This window comes from Providencia sp. PROV004, assembly GCF_011045615.1.
GTDB classification, from domain to species: Bacteria; Pseudomonadota; Gammaproteobacteria; order Enterobacterales; family Enterobacteriaceae; genus Providencia; species Providencia rettgeri.
The window spans coordinates 383,205-409,502 of the sequence record NZ_CP042859.1; the positions used below are offsets into that span (position 1 = coordinate 383,205).

Annotated in this window: 23 protein-coding genes; 8 read left to right on the forward strand and 15 right to left on the reverse strand. The window is 41.4% G+C overall.

Going from position 1 to position 26,298, the window contains the following annotated elements; translation table 11 throughout:
- Position 1 precedes the first annotated feature (1 nt).
- Positions 2-1,375, reverse strand: coding sequence for a C4-dicarboxylate transporter DcuC (gene dcuC / locus FVA69_RS01695; protein ID WP_164528303.1), 1,374 nt, complete (start codon positions 1,373-1,375; stop codon positions 2-4).
- Positions 1,372-2,625 (reverse strand): peptidase T, encoded by a 1,254-nt coding sequence (pepT, locus tag FVA69_RS01700; protein ID WP_109913194.1) that lies wholly within the window; start codon positions 2,623-2,625, stop codon positions 1,372-1,374. The genes dcuC and pepT overlap by 4 nt, the downstream gene beginning before the upstream one ends.
- An 894-nt stretch (positions 2,626-3,519) precedes the next feature.
- On the opposite strand from pepT, the gene FVA69_RS01705 reads away from it, so the two are divergent.
- The gene (locus tag FVA69_RS01705) at positions 3,520-5,079 is read left to right on the forward strand and encodes a sulfatase-like hydrolase/transferase (protein ID WP_115166431.1); all 1,560 of its coding nucleotides are present in this window, start codon (positions 3,520-3,522) and stop codon (positions 5,077-5,079) included.
- A 124-nt stretch (positions 5,080-5,203) separates the two neighbouring features.
- Positions 5,204-5,923, forward strand: coding sequence for an oligogalacturonate-specific porin KdgM family protein (locus FVA69_RS01710; protein WP_117163059.1), 720 nt, complete (start codon positions 5,204-5,206; stop codon positions 5,921-5,923).
- A 334-nt stretch (positions 5,924-6,257) separates the two neighbouring features.
- Here the strand turns inward: FVA69_RS01710 and FVA69_RS01715 are convergent, their stop codons facing one another.
- The 11 genes from FVA69_RS01715 to agaR all read right to left on the reverse strand — a co-directional run bounded on the left by FVA69_RS01715 (position 6,258) and on the right by agaR (position 16,231).
- Positions 6,258-7,325, reverse strand: a complete 1,068-nt coding sequence (locus tag FVA69_RS01715) for a glycoside hydrolase family 88/105 protein (RefSeq protein ID WP_115166434.1) — start codon at positions 7,323-7,325, stop codon at positions 6,258-6,260.
- Positions 7,326-7,342: 17 nt separating this feature from the next.
- Positions 7,343-8,098 (reverse strand): 2-dehydro-3-deoxy-D-gluconate 5-dehydrogenase KduD, encoded by a 756-nt coding sequence (gene kduD / locus FVA69_RS01720; RefSeq protein WP_115166435.1) that lies wholly within the window; start codon positions 8,096-8,098, stop codon positions 7,343-7,345.
- Positions 8,099-8,164: 66 nt separating this feature from the next.
- Positions 8,165-8,995: a 5-dehydro-4-deoxy-D-glucuronate isomerase gene (gene kduI, locus FVA69_RS01725; protein ID WP_117163057.1), complete on the reverse strand. Its 831-nt coding sequence runs from the start codon at positions 8,993-8,995 to the stop codon at positions 8,165-8,167.
- Positions 8,996-9,032: 37 nt separating this feature from the next.
- On the reverse strand, positions 9,033-10,205 hold the full coding sequence (gene nagA / locus FVA69_RS01730) for an N-acetylglucosamine-6-phosphate deacetylase (RefSeq protein WP_164528304.1): 1,173 nt from the start codon (positions 10,203-10,205) through the stop codon (positions 9,033-9,035).
- A complete protein-coding gene (gene agaF / locus FVA69_RS01735) occupies positions 10,202-10,633 on the reverse strand; it encodes a PTS galactosamine/N-acetylgalactosamine transporter subunit IIA (protein ID WP_115166437.1) in 432 nt (143 codons plus the stop codon). The genes nagA and agaF overlap by 4 nt, the downstream gene beginning before the upstream one ends.
- Before the next feature lie 62 nt (positions 10,634-10,695).
- Positions 10,696-11,583 (reverse strand): PTS system mannose/fructose/sorbose family transporter subunit IID, encoded by an 888-nt coding sequence (locus FVA69_RS01740; protein WP_117163054.1) that lies wholly within the window; start codon positions 11,581-11,583, stop codon positions 10,696-10,698.
- The gene (gene agaW, locus FVA69_RS01745; protein ID WP_004264436.1) at positions 11,573-12,343 is read right to left on the reverse strand and encodes a PTS N-acetylgalactosamine transporter subunit IIC; all 771 of its coding nucleotides are present in this window, start codon (positions 12,341-12,343) and stop codon (positions 11,573-11,575) included. The genes FVA69_RS01740 and agaW overlap by 11 nt, the downstream gene beginning before the upstream one ends.
- A gap of 54 nt (positions 12,344-12,397) precedes the next feature.
- Positions 12,398-12,892 carry a PTS N-acetylgalactosamine transporter subunit IIB gene (agaV, locus tag FVA69_RS01750; RefSeq protein ID WP_115166439.1) on the reverse strand — a complete coding sequence of 165 codons (495 nt, stop codon included), beginning with the start codon at positions 12,890-12,892 and terminating at the stop codon, positions 12,398-12,400.
- Between the two features lie 34 nt (positions 12,893-12,926).
- A complete protein-coding gene (locus FVA69_RS01755; RefSeq protein ID WP_115166440.1) occupies positions 12,927-14,111 on the reverse strand; it encodes an SIS domain-containing protein in 1,185 nt (394 codons plus the stop codon).
- Positions 14,112-14,119: 8 nt separating this feature from the next.
- Entirely contained in the window at positions 14,120-15,403 is a 1,284-nt protein-coding gene (gene kbaZ, locus FVA69_RS01760; protein ID WP_123381793.1) for a tagatose-bisphosphate aldolase subunit KbaZ, read from the reverse strand.
- 51 nt (positions 15,404-15,454) lie between these two features.
- Entirely contained in the window at positions 15,455-16,231 is a 777-nt protein-coding gene (gene agaR / locus FVA69_RS01765) for a transcriptional repressor AgaR (protein WP_115166442.1), read from the reverse strand.
- A gap of 527 nt (positions 16,232-16,758) precedes the next feature.
- Between agaR and FVA69_RS01770 the strand changes: the two genes are divergently transcribed.
- The 6 genes from FVA69_RS01770 (at position 16,759) to FVA69_RS01795 (ending at position 24,354) form a co-directional block, all read left to right on the forward strand.
- Positions 16,759-17,994: an anaerobic sulfatase maturase gene (locus tag FVA69_RS01770; RefSeq protein ID WP_123381794.1), complete on the forward strand. Its 1,236-nt coding sequence runs from the start codon at positions 16,759-16,761 to the stop codon at positions 17,992-17,994.
- A 23-nt stretch (positions 17,995-18,017) separates the two neighbouring features.
- Complete coding sequence (locus FVA69_RS01775; RefSeq protein ID WP_164528305.1) at positions 18,018-19,625, forward strand: sulfatase family protein; 1,608 nt, start codon at positions 18,018-18,020, stop codon at positions 19,623-19,625.
- Positions 19,626-19,687: 62 nt separating this feature from the next.
- Positions 19,688-21,154: a DUF2264 domain-containing protein gene (locus tag FVA69_RS01780; protein ID WP_117163050.1), complete on the forward strand. Its 1,467-nt coding sequence runs from the start codon at positions 19,688-19,690 to the stop codon at positions 21,152-21,154.
- A 115-nt stretch (positions 21,155-21,269) separates the two neighbouring features.
- The gene (locus tag FVA69_RS01785) at positions 21,270-22,124 is read left to right on the forward strand and encodes a tagatose bisphosphate family class II aldolase (protein ID WP_164528306.1); all 855 of its coding nucleotides are present in this window, start codon (positions 21,270-21,272) and stop codon (positions 22,122-22,124) included.
- Between the two features lie 91 nt (positions 22,125-22,215).
- Entirely contained in the window at positions 22,216-22,794 is a 579-nt protein-coding gene (locus FVA69_RS01790) for a DJ-1/PfpI family protein (RefSeq protein ID WP_164528307.1), read from the forward strand.
- Positions 22,795-23,052: 258 nt separating this feature from the next.
- Positions 23,053-24,354, forward strand: a complete 1,302-nt coding sequence (locus FVA69_RS01795; RefSeq protein WP_004265869.1) for a uracil/xanthine transporter — start codon at positions 23,053-23,055, stop codon at positions 24,352-24,354.
- 54 nt (positions 24,355-24,408) lie between these two features.
- Here the strand turns inward: FVA69_RS01795 and thiH are convergent, their stop codons facing one another.
- Both thiH and FVA69_RS01805 read right to left on the reverse strand, forming a co-directional pair.
- The gene (gene thiH, locus FVA69_RS01800) at positions 24,409-25,530 is read right to left on the reverse strand and encodes a 2-iminoacetate synthase ThiH (protein WP_117163047.1); all 1,122 of its coding nucleotides are present in this window, start codon (positions 25,528-25,530) and stop codon (positions 24,409-24,411) included.
- Positions 25,527-26,297, reverse strand: a complete 771-nt coding sequence (locus FVA69_RS01805) for a thiazole synthase (protein WP_164529310.1) — start codon at positions 26,295-26,297, stop codon at positions 25,527-25,529. Before FVA69_RS01805 ends, thiH begins: the two co-directional genes overlap by 4 nt.
- Between the last annotated feature and the right edge of the window lies 1 nt (position 26,298).

Sequence of the window (26,298 nt, forward strand, 5' to 3'; positions counted from 1 at the left end):
ATTAATAAAAAATACCAATAATTGCACAGTGCGCGACAAACCCGACCATCAATGGCACAGCGGTTCGTTTCACGACATCAAAAGGTTGCAGTTTTGCCCCACTCGATACGGCAATAATAACTCCCGCGACGGGGGACATACCTCGACCCATGTGTGAAGCTTGTTGCATTGGTAGGATCATGGCGATTGGGTTAGCGCCCATGCTATGCGCGATTTGTGGAATTAACTCAACGAATGCAAGGAATGGTGCATTACCTGAACCCATAATAATGGCTGCTGCAAGGGTCACTAATGCAAATACAATCGCCATGGCAAATGGTGGCAAGCCGACGGACTCAGCGCCTAAAATCAGTTGGTCAATTGCTCCACTGACTTTAATACCATGAGCGAATACACCAGCAGCAACCAATAAGCCAACTACATTACTGAATGCATGACCCATACCATTTAAAAATGTTTGGAAGCCATTACAAACCGTTTTGAAATTACGTACGCGAAGTGTTTCAATCACCATACAAATTGCCATCGCAATCAGTACGATAGTCACAACATCTAAGTGAATACCGGAAAAGAACAGATTGGATGTTCCTACTGCCATAATAATGGGTAACATAGGAAGAAGTGCATAATATCCGGGAACGGACTTAGTCGTTTCTTCTTTTTCATGGGACTGAACTGCTTTACCAATTTCAGGTACGAAATCTTGCTTACGGTCACAATGACGTTGCCAGAAAATGTGGGTAATACCGACCACCAATACAGTGGCTAACGCGGCAGGGCCTTGATAGTAAAGTACATATTCAACAACAGACATATCGACAGCTTTTGCGCCACGGATAGCATCAATTGCCGTTGGAGTATAGGCCACACCAAGGGATGTAGCGATAACCCCAGCCGCAGAAGCAGGTGATAATCCCAAACCTATCATAATGGGGAACATGGTACCCATTAACAATACCGCTAAGCCTGTTGCTGATGGAATGGCTAATTGCAAGATACTCGCCAACAAGAAAGAGAAAAATAGTAGCACATAAGGTGAACGCATATTTTTCAGTGGCTTGGTTGCAACACGTACTACCGCTTCATTGGCACCGATATGGTCCATATAGTGCGCAAAGCCCATCAATGCCATGATCATTAAACCGAGATCTGCTGCACGACTACTGAATAAATCTCGCATGACTTCAAATGGATCGAGCCAAGTGATACCGGTGGTGGCGACATTTTTAGGGAGGATAGGCCCCCAGCCAAGGGCTAGGGTGAATATCATCAATACTAAGCCAGCAATTAATAATACCGGCTCAGCTTTGTATCCCTTCAAAATAAACCGCGCAACCAAAACAACGATAATCAGAACCGTTAGAATTGGGATCATGCTTTAGCTCCTGGTTTGAAGCGTTCAGCGGTGATTTGTACCACTTGTTTTAATACATCGCTGGCGGCATGTAGGGATTTAACAGGTAGATATTCATAGATTGAATGGAAGTTATGTGCACCTGTGAAGATGTTAGGGCAAGGTAATCCATTTTGTGATAATGCGGCTCCATCATAGCCACCACGCATAGGAATGACTTTTGGTGTAATACCACAAGCTTGGTAGGCGTCAACAGCAATATCAATAGGGTAACGGTTATCACCTTGTAGGCTGTTATAAACGTTAGAATAGCGATCTGATAGCTTGCAAACAACACTTTCGCTGCCCCAGAGACTTTCACAGCTTTCTGCTAATTGTTTTAAGAAAGCCATACGTTTGCGATAGCCGTCTTCGGTAAAATCGCGAATGTCCATTTTTAACACGGTACGAGCGCTATTACCTGACATTTGTTTCACCCAATAATAGCCTTCGCGACCATCTGTATATTCAGGGGCTTCACCGCCGGGTAACATGGCAATAAATTTTTGCGCCATTAATAATGAATTAACGAGTTTGCCTTTCGCAGACATTGGATGAGCTGATTTACCCGTAAAGATGATTTCGGCATCACCCGCATTCCAGTTTTCATACACAAGTTCACCAATACCGCAGCAGTCTAAGGTGTAAGCAAAATCTGCTCCAAACTCTTTAACATCAAAAACTTTTGCGCCACGGAGGCCTTGTTCTTCGTCCGGAACAAAACCAATTTTAATGGTTCCGTGCTTGATTTCTGGGTTTTGCTTAAAGTATTGCAGCATATCCATGATAGAGGCAATTGCCGCTTTATCGTCAGCACCTAATAGGCTGGTTCCATCAGTGACAATAATGTCATCACCAATGTAGTTCACCAATTCAGGGAATTCACTCTTACGTAGATAAATATTAAGCTCTTTATTCATGCATAAATCTTCACCGGTGTATGGCAAGATTTGCGCCTTAGTATCATTAGTTTGTTCTGCACTAGTGTCTAAGTGGCCGAAGAAAGCGACGGTTGGGACATCATAATCAAGGTTGGAAGGTAACGTTGCGGTGACAATGGCAGTGTCACGCAGTTTAATGTCTTCAACGCCCAGAGCCTCGAGCTCCTGAACCAATTGTTTCGCAAGGACACGTTGCCCTTCTGAGGATGGCATAATCCCTGCCGCGCCCTTTTCCCTATCAGTGGTGGTGTTAATTTTGGTGTAAGAAATAAATCGCTCAACAATATTCATTCTTTTAATTCCCCAGCATCTTATAAAATGCGTTTTACATTAGTTATATCTGTGACTGTAATTTCATTTCACAGTATTATTCTTGTATCACAACTGAAGATATTCTGAATATCAGACCTGTTGAATTTTTCTAAGAAATGCTAGTGGGAATATAAAATTGATAATTAATAGTGGCATTATTCGCATAATGAATTAAAATGAGCGACTTTATTCCTATCTTATTTTGCATTGTTAAATTATTGATATTGATACGTGATAATATTCTTTCACGATGTATATTTTATTTAACACCTAGTATTAAACTCACTCTATCTTAAATTTAATTAATATATATTGTTGTTGGGTAACTAAAAGATAATTTATTCTAAAAATAAAAACAATTTTAATTTAACAATATTAATAGAAAAATAGATGGAATGAATGCTTAAAATCATATTTTGACATTTTATTTCTTTATCTTTCATTTAGATAATTGAATAAATTTTATAATGCCCCTTATATTGGTTGATTTTTATAGGATAGTGATACAAAATTTTTTTGTATTGTTTCACATTGCCTCTATCCATCCTTCTTCGAAAGTAAATGAAAATTTAATGTCGATTGTTTAACTACCACTTGCTATGTAATTTCAAAGCAAAATTCTACTTTTGTGCTCAGTATCTCTGAATTGTTTATTTTTATCAAAAATCATTTGATTATGGTTGTTTTTGCTAAGTTGTCATCATTTTTTTACTGTGAGGTAATCGACTTGTTTTCGATGAATTGCTTACTTTTTGTGATCTCTACTTGAATTTTGGTATTTTCGATCACTTACTTTTTGATCTTATGTAAAAGTATAAATAATATGTATTAACCAAAAACGAAAGAAAACGTAAACAAAAAGAGGATGAAGCAATGACTGTTTCGCGCAGAACCTTTATAAAAGGATTAGCAGCCAGCGGTGCAGCAATGTCGGTTTCTAGTCCCATTTTAGCCAGTGATGGAAAACCTTCAAATATTAAGCCTTATCGGCCCGATAACTCCCCTAACTTATTGATAGTATTCCCCGATGAGATGCGTGCCCATGCGTTACAATTTATGGGAGAAGACCCGTCAATTACCCCTAATTTAAATAAGTTTGCCAAACAATCAAAAGTCATGACACAAATGGCATCCAATTACCCACTATGTTCTCCATTTCGTGGCATGTTTATGACTGGGCAATATCCTGTACGTAACGGTATTACAGGCAACGCACACGATTATGGTGGGAAGGTAGGGATTGATTTATCACCTTACGCTAATTGTTGGTCTGATGTTTTGAAATCATTGGATTACAGCACGGGTTATATTGGTAAATGGCATTTGGATGCGCCATATGCACCTTTCATTGAAAGCTATAACAATCCGATGGAAGGGCGTTATTGGAATGAATGGGCAGCACCAAACCGCCGCCATGGCTTTGATTTTTGGTACTCCTATGGCACATATGATTTGCATATGAAACCGATGTATTGGGCCAATAATACACCACGAGAAAAACCTATTTATATCGACCAATGGGGACCAGAGCACGAAGCGGATATGGCCATAAAATTCTTACAGAATAAAAATGGACAATACCGTGATAATACTAAGCCATTTGCGCTGGTTGTTTCAATGAACCCTCCGCATTCACCGTATGACCAAGTCCCACAAAAATATCTTGATGTCTATAAAGGGAAAACCTCGCAAGAGTTAAATACTCGCCCAAACGTTAAATGGGATGTGGAATACCAAGAAGGTTATGGTCCTCAATATTTTAAAGAATATCTGGCGATGGTAAACGGCGTCGATGAACAATTTGGGCGTATCGTTGATGAACTTGAAAAACAGGGACTTGCTGATAATACATTGGTCGTTTTCTTCTCTGATCATGGTAGTTGTCTTGGTGCAAATGGGCAGCCGACAAAAAATAACCCTTATGATGAATCAATGCGTGTTCCGATGATGTTTCGGTTACCGGGTAAAATTAAACCGGGGCAAGATGATGCATTAATGTCAGCACCGGATATCTACCCAACGATTCTAGGTTTATTAGGATTAGAGCAATGGATTCCCGGCTCAGTTGAAGGAAGTAATTTAGCTGAGCGAGTGGTTACTGGTGAGGGGGATGTTGCCAATTCTCAACTTTACTTATTCATTCCGTATGGTGAACCTTCGTTTGGTAAACGCGGTGTGAGAACGAAAACTCATACACTGGTTATTGATCGCCAAGATGGACAGCCACTGAAATATACGCTTTATGATAATGTGAATGACCCTTATCAAATGAAAAATGTGGCAGATGAAAACAAGCCAATTATTGATAAATTAATTAAAGATGAGCTCATACCGTGGTTAGAAAAAACCGGTGATTCTTGGAGACCAACAGAGTTTATTACGGCAACAACAAATAAATTAAATAAGAAAGTCTCAGCGTGTGAAGTTAAATAAATTATTTTTTGCCGCCTAATTAATTAGGCGGTAATAACTAAAAATAATGAAAATATTATTCTCTAATAAAACAGGGAATCACTATCCTCGTGCTTAAATAGCACACAGCTTTGGAATAAAGATAATGAAAAGATTAATTATTGCTAGTGCAGTGTTATTTGCAATTTCATCACAATCTGCTCTCGCAAATAACTATAAAACAACAATTGAATACCGTCACCAATATTTAGATGCATCAGGGAAAAGTGGAGATAGAATTAAAGCTTTCTTGGATACAGGAAAAAATATTGGATTTGAACTCGATGCACGTTATGGGAATAAAGATGGTGCCTATGATGCAATGAAAATTGATGGTTCAGAATTTTCAGCTTTTTATTATACAAAGTTGAACCCAAATTTAGTGGGACTTATCGGTGCTTCTCTTGATTTTGATAAATTAGGTTTAGTTTATGTGCCTTATGTCCGTTTAAATTATACATTCGATAATGGTATTCGTTTGCAAGGCCGTTATAAATGGAAAGTATGGGATTATGGTCAAGCTGGGGAAAACGGCAGTAATTACCATTCTAAAATCCAGGAGTTTGATAGCTGGATAGGTTACAAATGGGGTAACTTAGACCTGCAATATCAGTTAGATTTAATGTGGGAAATGGCTGACAACGCTCAACCTCTTTATAATGATAAGAAATTCGATTATCAACACAACGTTCGCCTTCGTTATGACATTAAAGCGGATGATGGTGCTTTATGGCGCCCATTTGTTGAAGTGGGTAATGTGAAAGAAAATAGGTTTTCAAGTGACCGCCAAACACGTTTCCGTGTAGGTATTCAATATACTTGGTAATATCGTTTTTTATTAAATATACCCACGAATCATCGCGGGTGAGGTTGTTGACAAAGCGGGATAAAAGCGTGGTTTTTCCCGCTTTGTATTATCAGCTGAAAATCAATAAATTGATTTTCCTAGTTTATTTTCAAAACCTATTAGACTTGCCGCCAAACACAATATGTTTGTCGGCAGCCTGACCCACGAATCATCGTGGGTTTTTTTATTGCCTATTTTTAAAGTGAAGGGATGAATAAATACGGAAAAAAAGCAAGAAAAATGGCCAATAAACTGGCCAAAAAGAAAGTAATGAAATGACAACTTGAGCAATGGTAAATCGGGTTGTAATGAATTAAATTTTGAGTTGAATAACTTCACTTGCTGCTAACAAATAGGCTCCTGCCCCATAATCCATATTATGTTCATACTTGACATCTCGTGGATTGAACGCCGGAAGCTGCACCCAACCTAACATGCCATTAGGGTGAATACAGTTTTGTAGTGCACGCCATGATTTTTCGAGTAAAGGCAGATAACGCATTTCTTCCAGTAAACCTTGGTTTAATCCCCATGCTAAGCCATAGCAAAATAATGCGGTGGCGCTACTTTCGGGAGCGGGGAAGCTTTGCGGGTCAAGTAAACTGGTACGCCAGAAGCCATCTTCTTGCTGGTATTGAATGACAGTTTCCATTAGCTCCGTAAATAAATTTACATATTGCTGGCGGGCAGGGAAATCATTAGGTAAAGATTGTAAGATACGAGGGATCGACGCAATGACCCAACCAATGCCTCGACTCCAAAATACTTTTTCACCATTTTTTTCACGCAATTCACCACCTTTACCATCAGGAATATAACGATAATCGCGATAAATTAAGCCAGTTTCAGGATCACGCAAATGTTCTATCGCATCCCAATAAGCGGTATGCATGTAATCGAAATAGCGACCGTCATTCATTTTAGTTGATAATGCAGCAAAAGCTGGAGGGGCCATGAAAAGTGCATCACACCACCACCAGTCCTCTCGACCTGGTTTTGGCTCTGCTAACATAAGGTTGAATGCGTTAATAGTGGGTTCAAGGACTTCTGGATGATCAAATTGTGAACTCACAGCTAAATAGGCTTGGGTGCAGACGTGGTCATCGGCAAAACGCGGGTTAGGCCCTGTACGAAATCCTGTATGTAATGTGTAATCCAATACACCAGCGAGATATTCGTTATCCTGTGTTGCTTGCCATGCAGCAGCAACACAAGACCACAGAACACCACGTTCCCAGTCTGTATCTTTGATAAAACGGGTTTTGCCACTACGACGAAGTACACTGCGTACTTGGTTTTTTGATTGATAACGATAAACTCGTTTCATATCATCTAAAACCGTATTACGTTGTAATGGTTTTGGTAATGATGATTGTTCCATTATTTTCTCCTGATGGATTAGCGAGCTAACCAGCCACCATCAACAGCAATGGTATAACCATTAATATAGTCGCTTGCTTTGGAGGCTAAAAAGATGGCTGGTCCTGCTAAATCCTCAGGTGTTCCCCAACGACCTGCAGGAATGCGCTCTAAGATAGCCGCGTTGCGGTCTGCATCTGCGCGTAGTGCTGCTGTGTTGTCTGTTGCCATGTAACCTGGGGCGATTGCATTCACATTAATGTTGTATTGGGAAAGCTCAGTAGCAAGAGCACGAGTGAGCCCCATGACAGCTGACTTGCTTGCTGTGTAAGATGGAACCCGAATACCACCTTGGAATGAAAGCATTGATGCAATATTAATAATTTTCCCGCCATTACCTTGCTTCACGAATTGGCGTGCAACACGTTGAGATAAAAAGAATAAGGTTTTTTGATTAATATTAATCACATCGTCCCAATCTTTTTCACTAAACTCTAATAAGTCTTCACGGCGAATAATACCCGCATTATTGACAAGGATATCAACATGGCCCATAGCGGATACCGCATCATCAACTAAAGTTTGTAACCCGTCTTGTTCCATTAAATTCATGATAATATAGTGAAATTTACGGCCTAAAGCTTCAACTTGAGTACGTGTTTCAGGGGCATCTTGAATACCAACCCCGACAATATCCGCGCCTGCTTGGGCTAAACCAATTGCCATCCCTTGACCTAAACCGGTATTACATCCAGTGACAATCGCAACTTTTCCTGTTAAATCAAATAAGTTCATCTGTGCCTCACTTACGATGTGGCAGTACTGCCACATCGTTTTTTATTATGTTAAAAAGATAAAAGGTTATTTCAGATCTTTCATCGCGACATGGTCCATATCGTGGAATACCTGGTTTTCCCCAACCATTCCCCATATAAATGTATAAGCCGCGGTTCCCACTCCTGAGTGAATAGACCAGCTTGGACTAATGACGGCTTGTTCATTACGAACAACAATATGGCGGGTTTCCGAAGGCTCACCCATATAATGGAAAACAACGTTGTCTTCTTGCATATTGAAATACAGATACACTTCCATACGGCGCTCATGGGTATGGCATGGCATGGTATTCCATAAGCTACCGGGTTCGAGTACTGTCATGCCCATTGATAATTGGCAGGTTGGTAAAATAGATGGGTGTAAGAATTTATAAATGGTTCGAACGTTACAATTTTCAACATTACCCAATTTTTCTGGTGAAGCTTGTTCGATAGTAATTTTGCGTGTTGGATAGGTATGGTGTGCAGGAGCACTGTTCATGTAAAAACGTGCAGGGGTAATGGCATCGTTACTGATAAACTCGACAGATTTAGCACCCATACCAATATAAATAGCTTCTTTTGGTGCGATATCATAAGTTTCGCTGTCAACGATAACTTGACCAGCCCCCCCAATATTAATTGCACCCAGTTCTCGACGCTCAAGAAAGAACTCAACGCCTAATGCTTTTCCTGCCATAAGAGCGAGTGGCTTTTGTGTTGGAACAATGCCGCCCACAATGATGCGGTCGATATGGCTATAAGTGAGATTCATTTCCCCTTCACGGAACAAGTTCTCGATCAGGAACTGTTTGCGTAAGCCTTCAGTATCAAGTGTTTTTGCATGCTCGCTGTGAATTGGTTGACGAATTTCCATTATAAATACCTCATGATTTACTGATAGGTAACCAACCTTAATGGTCGGTATCCCCGAATACAGAGTGAACGTGTTCACCTCTGATGAATGTGTCTGTTAGATAAAAATTATTATCAACAACGGCAAAATTAGCTTGAGCCCCAACTCGGATGTAGCCAAATTGGTCATCAATTCCAAGGTATTGAGCGGGGACCGATGTGGCCATTTGTACAGCTTCCCACTCAGGAACATGAGCGAGTTGCACCATATTGCGCAATGCGTTATCAAGGCTACATGTACTGCCCGCAAGAGAGCCATCGGCTGTGCGAGCTTGCCCTTGCGTGACTTTTACCGTTTGTGCCCCAAGGGCATAATCACCATCTGGTAGGCCGCCAGCTCGCATACAATCTGTGATTAAAGCGAGCCGCTGATAACCTTTCATTCGATACGCTAGCTGCATCATGACGGGATGAACATGAATGCCATCGGCAATCAGTTCCGCAAGAACATCGTGGTACAACACTGCGCCACAGCAACCGGGTTCTCTATGGTGTAAACCGGTCATCCCGTTATAAAGATGCACACCACAATCTGCTCCTTGGGAAAATGCAAGACTGGTTTGCATGAAATCGGCGGCGGTATGTGCAACACTGGTTTTAATACCGTGTTGTACTAACCAATCAATAGCCTCAATGGCGCCTTCAGCTTCAGGTGCAACTGCAACACGCAAAAGTGTGTGATTAGCACATTGCATAAGGTCTTCTAATTCATGAATGGTCGGCGATTTTAAGTACTTAACAGGATGTGAGCCTCGATGACGTTCAGTGAAGTAAGGGCCTTCTAAAAAACTGCCGACTAATTGGGCTCCTGATGTTTGCGGCTTGGTGATAAATTCACACACTTGGGTGAGTGCGCGTTTAATATCATTCATTGGTGCGGTGACGGTGGTTCCCACCCAAGCCACAACGCCGGTTTTGACTAATGCATCAGCAATGGTTTGCAACCCTTGTTGGCTTGCATCCATGACATCTGCACCAGCACGCCCATGAATATGGATATCAACAAACCCCGGCAGTAAGGAGCGGTCTTCAAGACGGATAACAGGGCAGTATTCGGGAGCAGTATCCGTAATTTCCTGTATAACACCGTTGCACACTCGAACATACTGCTGATAGCGAATTCCTTCAGGAGTAAAGGTGCGATCCGCTAAAATGGCGTATTGCTGTTTCATAGGCCATCTTCTTCAAATTCAGGCTCTGATATCATAGCCAGCTGCTGACGTAGGTCTTGGATACTGCTAGTACCAATATCCTGTAAGATAGAAAGAAGTTCTTTCGCATCAACGCCTTCACGTTCCAATGCCGCATTGACGATCATCGGCAAATTAACTCCAGCTAAAACTTCAACGGATTTATCTTCCATCATAATTGCCATAGCGCGGTTACAAGGGGTTCCACCAGGAAGGTCGGTAAGAAAAAGTACTTGTTCACAATTCATGGCGTCCATTGCTGCTCGCATTTGTTGTTCCAATTCGTCGGGAGAAAGGGTTTCAACAAAATCAATAAACACCATATTTTCCTGTTCACCTGCGATGGCTTTGACGGCGGAAGCCATACCGCTCGCAAAATTAATGTGCCCAGAAACAATCAAACCAATCATTTATAACTCCTTGCTGGTGGGTAACTTGGCTACCCACCTAAAAACAATTTAATACGATTTTGTTACATCACACCAAGTACATGGCCAATAACACCGAAGGCTAAGACAGAGAAGATAAGTACTGGCGGTTTTGCCCAAAAGCCTGTCCCTTTCACCATTTTGAACATCAAAAAGACAAGACACAGAGGGAGTAAGTTAGGCATGATTTTGTCAAACAAGGCGGTTTGTAGTTCGACCACTTTGCCACCCACCTCGACAGCAGCGGTGGTTTGTACTTTTATGAAGGTGGCGGAAAGCGCCCCGATGACAAAAATCCCCATGATGTTGGCGGCTTTAGCGAGTTTTTCTGTTGCATCGCTCATGTTAACCATCGCTGCAGTACCTGCACGATATCCCATGAACATCAAACCGAAATAGACAAAAAAGTGAACAATTTGGTACAAAAAGAAGAAAACGAATGGGCCGGCAATTGAGCCTTCCATTGCGATAGATGCACCTAATGCTAAAGTCAGTGGCATCAGTGTCATATGGTCGATAGCATCGCCAATTCCACCTGTTGGGCCCATGCCTGCCACTTTCATGACGTTGACCGTAGAAGGTTTCTCTTTGTTTTCTTCCATGGCAACGGCAGTACCAAGTAAGAAAGTAAATAATTTTGGACTCGCATTGAAAAACTGTAAGTGATTTTTCAGTGCGGTTGCATAATCGCGTTTGTTATTACCATGAATTTTGCGTAGGGCTGGGATGATGGAGAATGCAAAGCCACCTCCTTGCATACGTTCAAAGTTAAAGTTACCTTCCATAAATAGCCCACGAAAAGCACAGCGCCATAGATCGCCTTTTGTGATGACTTTGCGGACAGTGGTATCTTGATATTCATCAACGCCATCAACGTAGGATTCCACAGGTAAGTTTTTTGTTTCTACTGTTGTTTTGTTATCAGATACCATCTTCAAAATCCTCATTTTGTTGTGAGTTATTCTTGTTGTTGTTACCGCTGAAGAAGTAATACAGAGCCGCCGCAGATGCGCCGAGTATTGCTACTGCCATAATTGGCAGTTTGAGATAAGTGGTCATAACGAAACCAACAAAGAACACACCCGCCACTTCTTTTGACCACATAATTTTCAACAACATCGCGAAGCCAATTGCTGGAACCATTTTCGCCCCAATACCTAAGCCTTCGAGGAGCACTTTTGGTGTATTTTCATCAATCCACTGTGCTGCGTGTTCACCGAAGTAAACCGTTACAAAGGCGACGATCGCGTAGAGTAAAGAACGAACGGTAATTGTGGCGACTAATAACCGAGAGATCCCCGCCGCATCGGCTTTTTCAGCGTAGCGGTCAGCTTTACCCATGGTGAACGCGGTAATAGCAAAAAAGCCGATAATGATCATTTGCATGAGAACGGCAATTGGCATACCAATCCCCATCGCTACCGCTGGTGATTGATTAGTCATAATGGCAAATGCAACGGCGGCGATAGTGCCTAAAGTAACATCAGGTGGCTGAGCTCCTGCATTTGGAACAAGCCCAAGCCAAGCTAATTCTAATGTTGCACCCGCAATTAAACCGACTTGCATATCACCCATAATCAGGCCGACAACAGGCCCTGTGATCAGTGGGCGGTGGATATTGAGTGCAACGTCATACTTATCTATACCGCAAAAGAAGGCCCATAAAGCCACAAGAGAAGCTTCATAAATCATAATAGTTTTCCTTAAACGCCTTAGTGTTAAGTTGTTATCTCAATCTGCTTATGCTTATGCTGATGCGAGAGTAAGAACATTAACGGGGGTTTGATCGGGAGTATTTTGAATCGTGCAAGCGACTCCTTTGTCGACAAGCCGACGAAATGCTTCTAAGTCGCGCTCATCCACAGACACTGTTTTGGTAATTTGGCGTTTTCCTTCATGGAAGTGCATATTGCCAACATTACAGTGAGTGATAGGAACGCCGCCTTCGACAAGGCGGGCAACATCTGTTGGGTTATTGCAAAGAATAAAGATTTTTTGACGAGGAGACGCTTTGTGAATGACATCGATAGTTTTTTCGATAGAGAAAAATCGGACGGCATATTCTCCACCCGCGGAGGCTTTCATTCCTGCTTGCATAAAAGCAGCATTAGGGCCATCCGCAGCATCATCATTAGCGACAAGAATTAAATTTGCTTCAGTGTGTTTACCCCAAGTGATTCGAATTTGCCCATGTAATAAACGCTCATCGATTCGGGTCCAGACAATATTTGGTGCGTGCATATAATTGCTCTCTTATTATTAGCTATATTTATCATTAAGAAGGCATGACGCCATCTTCTTGATATGAGAACGGGTAAATAGTGACACCTTGAACAACTCGATTAATTTCTCCGGTTGGAGATGGGTTATCCGGTGTATTCCCCAGTGCAATGGAACTATGGAATGCAAAGGCCTGCGCTAACATTAAATAAGGGAAAAATAGGGCTGAGTCTGAGCATTGCTCCATTTTTTTAATATAAACAAAACTTTCCTCTATTTGTGTGTCATCGGAAGAGGAGGTGACCGCGATCACTTTTGCTGAAGCATTATCGTGAATTACCTCTCTTAATAAGTCAGTTTCATACTGTCTAGTATATTTATCGTTTGACAGAAACAGCACGATTAACGTTTCCTTATTGACGATAGATTTCGGTCCATGGCGAAAGCCTAACGGTGTGTCGAAGTTAGCAACGACCTTACCAGCTGTTAATTCCAACATTTTTAGAGCGGCTTCTTGTGCAAGACCTTGTAGGCCACCACTACCTAAATAAATGACTCGTTTAAATTTACCCGCGTATTCTTCCCGGATACGGTGGTTAAATTGAGTAAAAATGTCGTGATAATCGTAGAAATAAGGTTTAATTTCGTTTAAATAGAAGGATTCTGTTAAGAAAATACACAGTGCCGCCATCATCATGGATGAAAAGCTTGAAGTCATGGCTAATGAACGGTCATTTGACTCTTCAGGCATTAAAATGGCTAATGCATTGGTATTATTTTGGCAATAACGATATAGCTGTCCTTGCTCGTTACAGGTTAAAACTAAGTGGTAACATTGAGTGAGGCATTTTTCTGCCACATCGAGGGCGGCAACACTTTCGGGGCTATTGCCTGAGCGAGCAAAAGAAATTAGTAACGTTGGTACGTCTTCCGCTAAATATTCTTTTGGATCAGCGACTAAATCCGTGGTGGCAATGGCATCCACTCGGCGTTTTAAATGACCGGTGAGAACGGGGGCAAGAGCGCGGCCAGCGAAAGCCGATGTTCCAGCACCCGTCATGATAATGCGTGCGTCCGATGCCTGAAGCACTTTAGCTAAAAATGTATCAATTTCAGTACGTTGCTCTTGTATTAGCTGGTTTGTTTTTTCCCAGCATTCAGGTTGTTGCTCAATTTCTTTTGCTGTCCAGAATGCGTTTAGCTTTTCGAGCTCGGGTGTTTGATAGCTTAAATATTCCATGTCAAACCTCAGTGACTAAATTTACATGCATCGGCATATACCGAAAGTACGTCGCGAATTTTTGCAAAAATAAAGGATTTCGCTGAGCCATCGAGCATGCCTTCTCTTAATTGTTTGAATTGATGCGGCATGTATTGGCTTAAAAGTGGTAACGGGATTGGTTTTGAAGATAAGTTAGCCATCAGTATTTCTATGGCTTGGTTAATTTCTTTATCAGGCCAGTAATAACGAATACGGTCACTAAAGCTATAAACGCGAGCAAAAGCTTGCTGCTGGGCATTACCATGGTAGTATTTTTGCCAAAATTCGGGCTCACGACACATCAACTGTTCCATTTTCTCTTTTAAGTGAGAACACTGTTCTGCCGGGAACATTTCATTCTCAATTTCACATAGAGAATAGAGGGCTTCTCGCATAGCAAATGTTAAAGCCGGACCAACTTTTAAAATGGCAAAGTGGTCTTGAACGAGCTGCTTATAAGCATTAGGTGTTTGGTAATCGGTTGAGTGTGCTTCAAAAACGAGATGAGGGTAATCATCAACTACTTGACTTAATGCTTGTGCTTTTTCGGGTTGATAATCAATAATACCAGTATGATCAAATTCCACACCCGGTTGAACGACGAGGCCAATAACACGTGCCCAACAGTCACCGACACCTGCTTTTTCGAACGCTTTCGCATGGCAGTCTAAGGTTTTTCTCGCGGCTTGTGGGGCTGTGATTTCAACGCCTTCAAGCGCTTCAGTTGCTCCACCTGGTACGGGGACTTCAGTACCAATAACATACACGATATCGCTGTAACCAAATTTTTCTTTGGCGGTTTTTTCTGCAATAACAGCGAGTCGGGCGGCACGTTGTGCAACGATTTCATCCGAGAGTGGAACGGGGTCATCTGCGCAGGACATACTACAGTCAAGGTGGATTTTTTTGAACCCTGCGGCAACGTAATGTTCAATCAGAACATCGGCATTATCCATGGCATCAGCGGCCTTAAGCCCTTGCCAACGATTTGGGCCTAAATGGTCACCACCAAGAATTAACTTATTCAGAGGGAAATTGATTTTTTCTGCTTTTTCAATCACATAATTGAAAAAATCAGCCGGAGTCATACCCGTATAGCCACCAAATTGGTCAACTTGATTTGATGTGGCTTCAATTAAAAGAAAGGAATCATCATCCAGCGCTTGATGCAATGAAGCTTCAATAACAAATGGGTGGGCTGAGCAAACAGAATAAATACCATTCTGTTTACCAAGTTTATTTTGCTGAACAATCTTTTCTAAAGGATGCATTAATACTAACTCCACAATCAACACGGTTGTATTGTTAATGGAGTTAGCGAATTATTGCTCTTTATCGACGATGATTACTTCAATTTTATGGTTTTTCAACTCTTGGACATATTCATCAGGGATCCCAGAGTCTGTCACCAAAACATCAATATCAGCGAATTCACGGATCATATGACAACTGCGCTTACCAAATTTCGTAGAATCAGCAACCGCAATAACTGTTTCCGAGATTTCACACATTAACCGGTTAAGGCTAGCTTCCTGTTCATTGTGTGTCGTGATACCAACGCGTAAATCGAAACCATCAACCCCAAGAAAAACCTTGTCAAAACGATAATTTCTGAGGCTATTTTCTGCTTGTGAGCCAGAAAACGATAAAGCATTTTTGCGCAATGCGCCGCCAGTCATTAGTACATCAACGCCTGCGGCTGTTGCTAACTCCATTGCGACATCTAAACCGTTAGTCATGACAACGACGTTATCCCGCGACTTTAAGTGTGTCGCAATTTCTCGTGTCGTTGTCCCCGAGTCTAAAATGATCGTGTCGCCATCATTAATGAGCGCGGCGGCTGCTTTCCCTATTAATGTTTTTGTGCCCGCATTCTGTCCCCGTTTTTCGTGAATGCTTAGTTCAGCAATAAACCCAGTATTTGGAATTGCTGCCCCATGGGAGCGGACCACATAACCATTTTTTTCAAGAAAGCTTAAATCGCTACGGATGGTGACACTTGAAACTTTAAATATTTCGGCTAAATCTTCGACCCGTGCTTTACCTTGTTGGTTAATCATGTCGAGGATTTCCATGCGCCTTTCAACAGCCGCTTTCACTTTCATCTCCTTACGAAATCAAATGATTTTCTTTCATTTGATTTCGAATTAAGTTTACTACGCTAAAAAATACCGACAACGAAAAAAAACAAAACTTTTGATCTCTTTCACAAAGTTTCGATTTGTATGTTGTTTGCTTACGGATATTTTCAAATTTTAAATATCATATCTTCGAATAAGAAAGTATCCAATCAATAAAGTATCAATAATTGTACTTTTACTGAGCAAACTCGGTGTTTTGCATAAATATTAGCAATATTTGCAAAAAATTCGCGGAATATAAGCTCAAAAATCGACATAAAGTGTGAAGGTGATATTTAAATTTCGAAAGGAAGAGAAGTTTCTTTAAATCAAAAACAAAAGTCAGCGGTTTACTGTATGTTATTTATACTCTCTTCAATTGTTCTAACTCAAACTACTTTCTTTCAAATTCTTTCATTTTGCCGTTTTGTGATTTCAATCTCTTTTGATTTTTCGTGTTTTGGGTAATGCTATAAAAATAACCTGACTGTTTCGGATTAATTTAAATGCCTGCAAACCAACCCACTTACTTTCATATGATGGCGAAACCCACGAGTTATCGCTGCAATATTAAATGCGAATACTGTTTTTATCTGGAAAAAGAAAATGTGTTTCACGAGCAACCTGCGCAAGACCAACATGACGTTATGCCTGATAACGTGCTACGTCGTTATATCAAAGACTATATCCAGTCCCATGCAGGTGAGCAGGTCGATTTTTCATGGCAAGGTGGTGAGCCAACACTTGCAGGGCTCGAATTCTTTGAGCGGGTTGTAAAATATCAAAAGCAATATGCCCAAGGAAAAACCATCACAAACAGTGTGCAAACTAATGCGATAGCGATTAATCGGCAATGGGCGCAGTTTTTTGCAGATCATCATTTTTTAATCGGTGTATCTATTGATGGTTTAGAAGCAGTTCATGATAAATATCGAATTTCCGTTAATGGCAACCCAACTTTTGAGCGTGTGAAGAAAGCCATTCAGCTCTTGATTGAATACGGTGTTGAATTTAATACCCTAACCGTAGTTAATGACCAAAATTGGCAAAAAGGAAAAGAAACGTATCGAGCTTTGAAAGCATTGGGTTCCTCTTTCTTTCAGTTTATCCCTATTGTTGAGGTGGATAGGCGCTTTCCACAAACCCAAGGTGGTCATTATGCCCCTGGACCAAATGCGGTGATGGCGCCATTTTCAGTACCCGCGGAGGGGTATGGGCAGTTTATGGCTGATATTTTTGATGAATGGATCCATCAAGGAGACATTGGCAAAATTTACATACGTCTATTTGATAGCTTATTAGGAACTTGGATGGGCTATCCCGCATCAACCTGTGTGCAATCTAAAACGTGTGGGCAAGCACTGATTATTGAATCTAATGGGGATGTCTATTCCTGTGACCACTATGTGTACCCTGCAAATCGGTTGGGTAACGTACAACAACACTCCCTTTCCCGTATTGTTTCTTCTAAGCAGCAAGTCCGTTTTGGGCAAAATAAATATGACAAGCTAACTAATCTTTGCCAGCGCTGTGAGGTTCAAAGCCTTTGTTATGGTGGTTGCCCTAAGCACCGGATCACGGCGATAGAAGGTGAAAAATATCGCCATAACTATTTATGTCGTTCATATAAAAAAATTTTTCATCATACCGCTTTAGGTATGCAGTTAATGCGTCAAGCGATATCGGGTGGTGCTTTAGCCAGTGATGCACTTGGCGCAATACAGCGTGCTTACAAGCAATAATCATATTATCTGGAGATATTTTTGTGAGATTACCTTCTATGAAGAAAAGCCTATTAGCTGGGCTGATAGCCGCAAGCAGCTTAGTGCCTCCCATTGCAGCGAATGCAGGAGGCACACCGGAAAAGCCGAATGTTTTACTGATTGTTATGGATGACTTAGGAACAGGGCAGCTCGATTTTGTGCTTGATAGCCTTGATGTCAAAGAGCTTGCGCAGCGCCCATCACCACAACGTTATCAAGGTGATATTAATAAGATGGTGGAAGCAGCAAGAGCAGCAATGCCATATGTTTCGGATATGGCTGCAGGCGGGATTAAGATGACCAATGCATTTGTGGCTCATCCTGTTTGTGGCCCATCACGAGCGGGTATTTTTACTGGGCGCTCTCCTGCAAGTTTTGGTACTTACAGTAACAATGATGCGATGTTAGGTATTCCTCAAGATATCAAACTATTACCCGCATTATTCCAAGAAAATGGCTATGCCACCGCCAGTATTGGAAAATGGCATAATGCGAAGGTATTGAAAAAACCTAAAATTGCACCAGAAAAGCAAACGCGCGATTATCACGATAATATGATTTCGACACCGGAGCCAGGTTTCGCACCTCATGAAAGAGGTTTCGATTATGCATATAGTTTCTATGCATCAGGGGCGGCACTTTGGAACTCCCCCGCAATGTGGCGAAATGGTGAAAATGTGCCAGCTCCTGGCTATACCACGCATTTGTTAACGGATGAAGCCATTAATTTCATTGATGGGCACAAAGACAAACCTTTTTTTATCAATCTTTCATATAGCGTGCCGCACATTCCGTTAGAAGAAGCTTCTCCAGCGAAATACATGGATAAATTCAATACGGGTAATGTTGAAGCCGATAAATATTTTGCTGCGCTAAATGCGGCCGATGAGGGAATTGGTAAAATTATCAATACACTAAAGGAAAATGGTGAATTAGATAATACGCTAATTTTCTTTATTTCTGACAATGGTGCGGTGCATGAGTCGCCAATGCCAATGAATGCGATGGATAAAGGCTTTAAAGGGCAAATGTTTAATGGTGGTGTACGTGTTCCATTTGTTGTTTATTGGCCAGGGCATATTCCTGCGGGTAAACACAGTGATGCGATGGTTTCAGCGATTGATATCTTACCAACCGCATTACAAAGCGCAGGGATCACCATACCCGATAGCATGAAAGTAGAAGGCAAAAATATTATGCCACTATTAACGGGTAAAACAGAAAAGTCACCACATGATTATCTGTATTGGACAGGTCCAGGGACGAAACATTACAGCGAAGAAAACCAAGATTTTTGGCATGGCTACCATGAATGGATCACTTATCAACGCAAAGAAATTCCAAATAACCCTAATTTAGAAAAACTATCGAAAGGCTCATGGGCTATCCGTGATGGGGAATGGGCGCTTTATTTTTATGATGATGGTTCTAACCAGCTCCAATTATTCAATGATAAACAAAATCCAGCCGAATCGAATAATTTAGCAGCTCAATACCCAGAAAAAGTAAAAGAGTTGAAATCTGCTTATTATCAATGGATTAAAGATAAACCAAAACCTGTCGTATGGGGACAAGACCGTTACCAAGTCCTGATTGAATCAGCAAAATAAATACAAACTTTTGTTCTAATCTGCGCGCAAGGATGCGCCTGTTTCATCATAGAGAAATACGTATGACAACGCCGACTGAACGCCCAAAGCTGCCTTATGAACACCCAGATATAAAAATTTATCAAAAACTATTCAAAGAAAATATCATTAGAAGGTTAATGAGAAAGTCAGCCTATCAATGTAACGATAGCCACATCATCAAAGCCTTTCAAGATGAAAATCAACCACTTTCAGTTCTTTGCGAATTATTAGTGCGCTATACCACGGAAGCTTTTGTTCATTATCAAACATGGGGTTACTCTCACGCATACTATCCTGGCAGCCCAGGCCAGCAAACGGTGCGGACAGATGCCCTAGAAGGGGTTAGTAGGGTACTGCCTTTACTTGCTTCATGGCTAGTTCACAGCCAAAAAGCAACATTGAATGGGTTAAATTTAGCATCAATTGACCTTTCTGAAATCATCAAAAATGCATTTTTACATGGTACAGACCCTGCTCATAAAGGCTATTGGGGAAGGCTTGAAAATTATGACCAAAAAATTTGTGAATCTGCAGATTTAGCGCTGACTCTCTGGGTGAGTCGTGAGTGGGTATGGGATAAATTGGATAACTCTGAGCAACAACGCATTATTGAGTGGTTCGAACAGGTTAATCATTGCGATATCGTTGATAACAACTGGCACCTTTTCCCTCTTACCGTGCAATTTGTGATCCGAGCTCTCACAGGTCGAGATACCATTGCAATGTGGCGGTATGAAAGAGTGAAACAATTTTACGTGGGTGATGGCTGGTTTCGGGATGGCGCGAAAGGTAACTTTGATTACTATAATGCATGGGGCTTTTACTATTCATTATATTGGCTGAACCAAATTTGCCCCCACTTCGATGATGAATTCATTCGTAGTTCATTAAATCAGTTTAACCATCATTATCATTATTTTATGACACCGCAAGGGATTCCATTTTTTGGCCGCAGTGCATGTTATCGCCTCGCGGTGTCCGCGCCTTTATTAGCCGGTGTTGATTTAGGTGGGGATGCTGTGAGTGTGGGGGAGGCTAAAAAAGCACTAGAAAGTACTTTGCGTTATTTTATTGGTCATGGTGCCTTAAAAGCGGGAGCGCCAACTCAAGGTTTATTCAGCTATGATGCCCGCCTAGTCGATAATTACAGTGGTCCTGCGAGTAGTTTTTGGTCATTACGTGCTGTAATTATTGCTTTGTATTGTGGTAATCGAATTCAACTTTGGGATAGCCCTTGTAGCCCACTGCCAGTTGAAAGCTCAGACTTTCATTTCGAAATACCATCAATTGCGGTAACGGTCATTGGTGTGAAAGAAACACAAGAGGTCACCGTGATATTTCGTGAAGATTACCTCAAACAGCAATCCCCATTGACGCGCCGCTTAGAGAAACAATTATGCTCTCATAAAGTAATTGAAACGCTACTAGGCCAATCAAAACGACCTAAAAACAACTTGTTACGTAAAGGAGTGACAAGTTATAGCTCTAAAATGACTCACTACTTCTAATCTTCCTTTCATTTTCTTTCAGTGCGAAAGGAATGGAAATGTGATTTAGATCTTTTACCTTTCTGTTTCTTTCGTTTAATATTGTTCGAAATCAATCGAAAGGTAAGAGGCGATTATGTACTTGGTATCTACCCGTAATATGTTGAACAGAGCCCAACTGGGAGGCTATGCAGTTCCCGCATTTAATATTCATAATTTAGAAACCATTCAAGTTGTTATGGAAACTGCTGCAGAAATGGCATCTCCGGTTATTTTAGCAGGCACACCGAGTACCTTTTCTTATGCAGGAAGTGACTATTTGATAGCAATCTGCCAGCAGGCCGCTGAGCGCTATAAACTCCCCGTGGCTTTGCATCTCGATCATCATGAAGATATCCCAGATATCTTCCAGAAAGTCTCCGCGGGTGTACGTTCTGCAATGATTGATGCTTCTCATTTTCCGTTTGAAGAAAATATTCAAATTGTTAAACGGGTTGTTGATTTTTGCCATCAGTGGGACTGTACGGTTGAGGCGGAACTTGGGCGTTTAGGGGGGCAAGAAGATGACTTAGTTGTCGATGCAGCAGATGCACTTTTCACCGATCCTGATGCCGCGATTACTTTTATCCAAAGAACGGGTATTGATTCCTTAGCTGTTGCCATCGGAACCGCCCACGGTATGTACAAAAGTGAGCCTCATTTGGATTTTGTTAGGCTAGATGCCATCCGTAAGAAAACAGACTTACCGTTAGTTCTGCATGGTGCTTCGGGGATCCCGGATGCGGATGTACGGCATTGTATTGACCTTGGAATTTGTAAAGTCAATGTCGCGACAGAACTCAAAATTGCGTTTTCTGATGCCATTAAGCAATACTTCATTGAAAACCCAGAGGCTACCGACCCACGCCATTACTTGGTTCCCGGAAAGGCGGCGATGAAAGCGGTGGTGATGGATAAAATTCGTGTTTGCAAAAGTGATGGAACACTTTAACAAGTAAAAATCATCTGGATTTACTTGATGTATAAACCAAATTTATTGCGGATGATCCGTAATAAATTTCTTTAAAAATAAAAGGAATGTCATGAAACAAGTTGCTGTTTTGCTCGCGGATGGCTTTGAGGACGGAGAAGCGGTCATTTTCATTGATATCATGCGTCGGCTAGATATTCATGTTGATGTGCTGTCTTGCATGGATACGCTTGTTTTAAATACGTATTTTGGTACTAAAATTAGTGCAGATTATCTGTTAGTCGATAAGTTATCCCATACTTATGATGCCATCATGATGCCAGGGGGCCCAAAAGGAACTGACCGCTTGTATGCGAATGAAAAAGTAGTTGATTTTCTTCGTCGGCACATACATGAGGATAAGTATATTTGTGCGCTATGTTCTTCAGGTGCGAAGGTGTTAGCGGCTCATGGGTTACTGGAAGGACGGCATTATAGTACAGGAGATAAGCTGGCTGAAAAATTTGATGATGGTATCTATGTTGACCAAGATGTTGTTGTTGATGGAAAATTTATTAGTGCAAAAGGGCTTGGTGTAAGCTTTGAATTTGCATTTACCGTCGCAAAACATTTACTGGCTGACAATATTGATAAAGTGGATTGGCAAGCTAAACATATATATTTTAAACATTGGCCGCTTTCCTATCTATAATTTTTATCGGTAACTACGTACTTTTATATCGGCAATAAAAGTAATAAATAAAGCGGGAATAATATTTTCCCCCGCTTTATTTTTATCAACTAGTCGGATGAAAATAAAAATAGAGAATTAATAGCGTATGAAGCTATTTTTTATCATAATAAGAATAAATGATGATTTATAAATATCATAACAATTAGATTTAAATTAGAAATTTTCCGTTATAAACATTAATCTGGTCAGATATATAATCACCGGTAAGGAATGAAAATGCGGAATATTGCTATTACAAAAAATAATATTATTTCTGGCTTTCAATGGTTCTTTTTTATCTTTTGTAATACGGTTGTTATTCCCCCGACGTTACAGTCTGCTTTTCATTTGTCACCACAAACCACGTTTGTTATTACTCAGTATGCTTTTTTATTAACAGCTTTGGCTTGCTTGTTGCAGGCATTTATAGGCCATAAACGCTCTGTGATGGAGGGGCCAACAGGGTTGTGGTGGGCAACAATTTTAACCGTAACTTTGTCAGAATCTATGCAAGGAACTCCTCTTGAGACGATTGGATGGAGTTTGGCCATGGGGATTTTTCTGTCTGGGATTATTACTATTCTTATTGGCCTAAGCGGTCTTGGTGGTTGGTTAGCGGGTTTGTTTAAGCCAGGCGTGCTGGTGGTCTTTATGTTTTTACTTGGCGCGCAGCTGGTCACTATTTTTTTAAAAGGGATGTTAGGGCTACCCTTTGGTGTTGGCAGTGAAAATATTACAGTTAATTATCCTGTATTCTTTTTGGCGCTCACAGTACTGGTATTTGTGATAGGAATTATTGTGTATTTACCCGTGAATATTAGTAAATATGCATTACTAATAGGAACAATCACAGGGTGGGTTGCTTATAGTGGGTTATTTGGCAGCACGATATCATCTGTTTCATCAGGAGAATGGGGGCTATTTCCATTAGGCCGCTCCGATGAAATTAATATAAGTATTGTGATAACAGCGATTTTGGCTGGGATATTAAACACATCAAATACGTTTGGAGCAATGCGAGGAACGGATGTATTTTACCCCGATTCATTACCCGTTAAGTCCTTATATCGGCGTAGTTTTATGATGTCAGGAGTTGTAACAATATTAGCAGCGCCGATAGGCGTAGTGCCTTTTTCACCGTTTGTTTCATCAATTGGTCTAATTACTCAAACAAAAGACAGTTCACGTATCTCTTTTACGATTGGTAGCCTTATTTTCTTATGCGTGGGGGGCGTTGCGGTATTGACTCAATTTTTCCGCTCTTTGCCGTTAGCCATTGGTAGCGCGGTTATGTTAGCGACTTATTTGCCGCTGCTATTTTCTTCATTTTCATTTCTTGCGGATATGAAACTGAATGCACGTAATATTTATCGCCTCGCATTACCTATTTTTATTGGCATTTTTTTGATGTCAGCCCCTGCTGCGGTACTAAATTCGTTACCAACAATGTTTAGTTCTTTACTGGGTAATGGGTTACTTATGGGCATTATATTGGCTCTTATTTTAGAAAATACGATCAAGTGGGATAAAATCTCCTAAATAATAAAAGAGCACTAAGCGGTTGTGCAGCTAATGCTCTTTTTCAGTAAAATTCTAACGGCCTAAATAACCATCCCAATCTTTCCAAACGGGCTGTAAACCGGCTTGCACAAGTGCATTCGCTACTTGTGCGGCACTGCGGTTATCATTTGGAGAAAATTGTTCTAGCTCTTCTTTGGTATCTGCATAGCCGCCTGGTTGGGTTTTCGAGCCAGCACTGACGTTGTTAATTGCCAATGGCACCACGTTATCACGGAAATAAGGTGATTCACGGGTTGAGAGTGAAAGCTCTACATTTGGCGCCAGTAAGCGAAAAGCACAAATTAATTGCACTAATTCGGCTTCATTCATCAGTGATGCCGGTTCAACACCACCCGCACAAGGGCGTAAGCGAGGAAAAGAGATAGAATAACGACTTTGCCAGTAGTATTGCTGTAGGTACAACAAATGTTCTGCAACCATATAGCAATCAGTACGCCAACTGTTTGATAAACCAATTAACGCACCAAGGCCGATTTTATCTATACCCGCTTCTCCTAAGCGTTCTGGCGTGGCTAAGCGCCAGTGAAAATCCTGTTTTTTGCCTTTGAGGTGATGGAGTTGATACGTGGGCTCATGGTAGGTTTCTTGATAAACCATCACACCATCTAACCCCAGAGTTTTTAATTCCTTATATTCATCTGTGCTTAATGGCTGCACTTCCATCATTAAGGAACTGAAATAAGGGCGAATGATGGGGAATGTGTGACGAAAATAGTCCATACCCACTTTACTCTGGTGCTCTCCGGTGACTAGCAATAAGCTATCGAAACCAATTTTGCGAATGGTTTCGCACTCATTGATAATTTCAGCGTCATTTAGCGTTTTACGTTTAATTTTATTACTCATCGAAAAACCGCAATAAGTACAATCGTTTGCGCATAGGTTCGATAAATAAAGTGGAACATAAAACCCAACGGCATGGCCAAAGCGTTGTCGGGTGAGTTTCTGAGCTTTTTGTGCCATCAGCTCAATATAGGGACGGGCAGCAGGGGAAAGCAGTGCCATAAAATCATCGAGTGTGAGTATATCCACCGCTAAAGCATGTTCTACATCGGCAGGTGTTTTACTGTTTATCCGCAGTGTCGTATCGACCCAATCCAGTGCTTGTAAGCGTTCTTGGAAGCTTGGGATCATGATAAGGCCCCTAAGAAACTGGTCAATGGGCTGGACGCTTGCGCCTGTTGCTTCGGCGTAGCTAAACCACTTTGATAAGCTAATTCAGCCGCTTCGACCGCGAGTTTAAACGCTTTTGCCATGAGTACAGGTTGTTTTGCTACAGCGATTGCAGTGTTGACTAAAACGGCATCAGCGCCCATTTCGATGGCTTCTGCCGCATGGCTTGGTGCACCAATTCCGGCATCTACAACGACAGGTACAGAAGCTTGTTCAATAATGATACGGAGCATTTCTTTCGTTGCTAAGCCTTTGTTTGTGCCAATCGGTGCGCCTAATGGCATCACAGCGGCACAGCCAACTTCTTCTAAACGACGGCATAACACCGGGTCTACGCTGCAATAAGGCAATACAACAAATCCCTCTTTAACGAGCTGCTCTGCGGCGAGTAATGTCTCGATGGGATCCGGTAGTAAATAACGCATATCCGGATGGATTTCGAGTTTGACCCAGTTAGTACCAAGGGCTTCACGAGCTAGGCGTGCAGCAAATATCGCCTCTTGGGCATTTTTCGCCCCTGAGGTATTCGGTAATAGTTTCACGCCCAATTGTTGTAGAGGTTGTAAAATACCGTCATCTTGCCCACGTAAATCAATACGTTTCATTGCCATTGTCACTAATTGACTGCCGGATGCCGCAATGGCGTCTTGCATGAGGTTGGCGCTGGCAAATTTACCTGTTCCAGTAAATAGGCGTGAGTGAAAAGTAAAATCTGCGATTTTTAACATC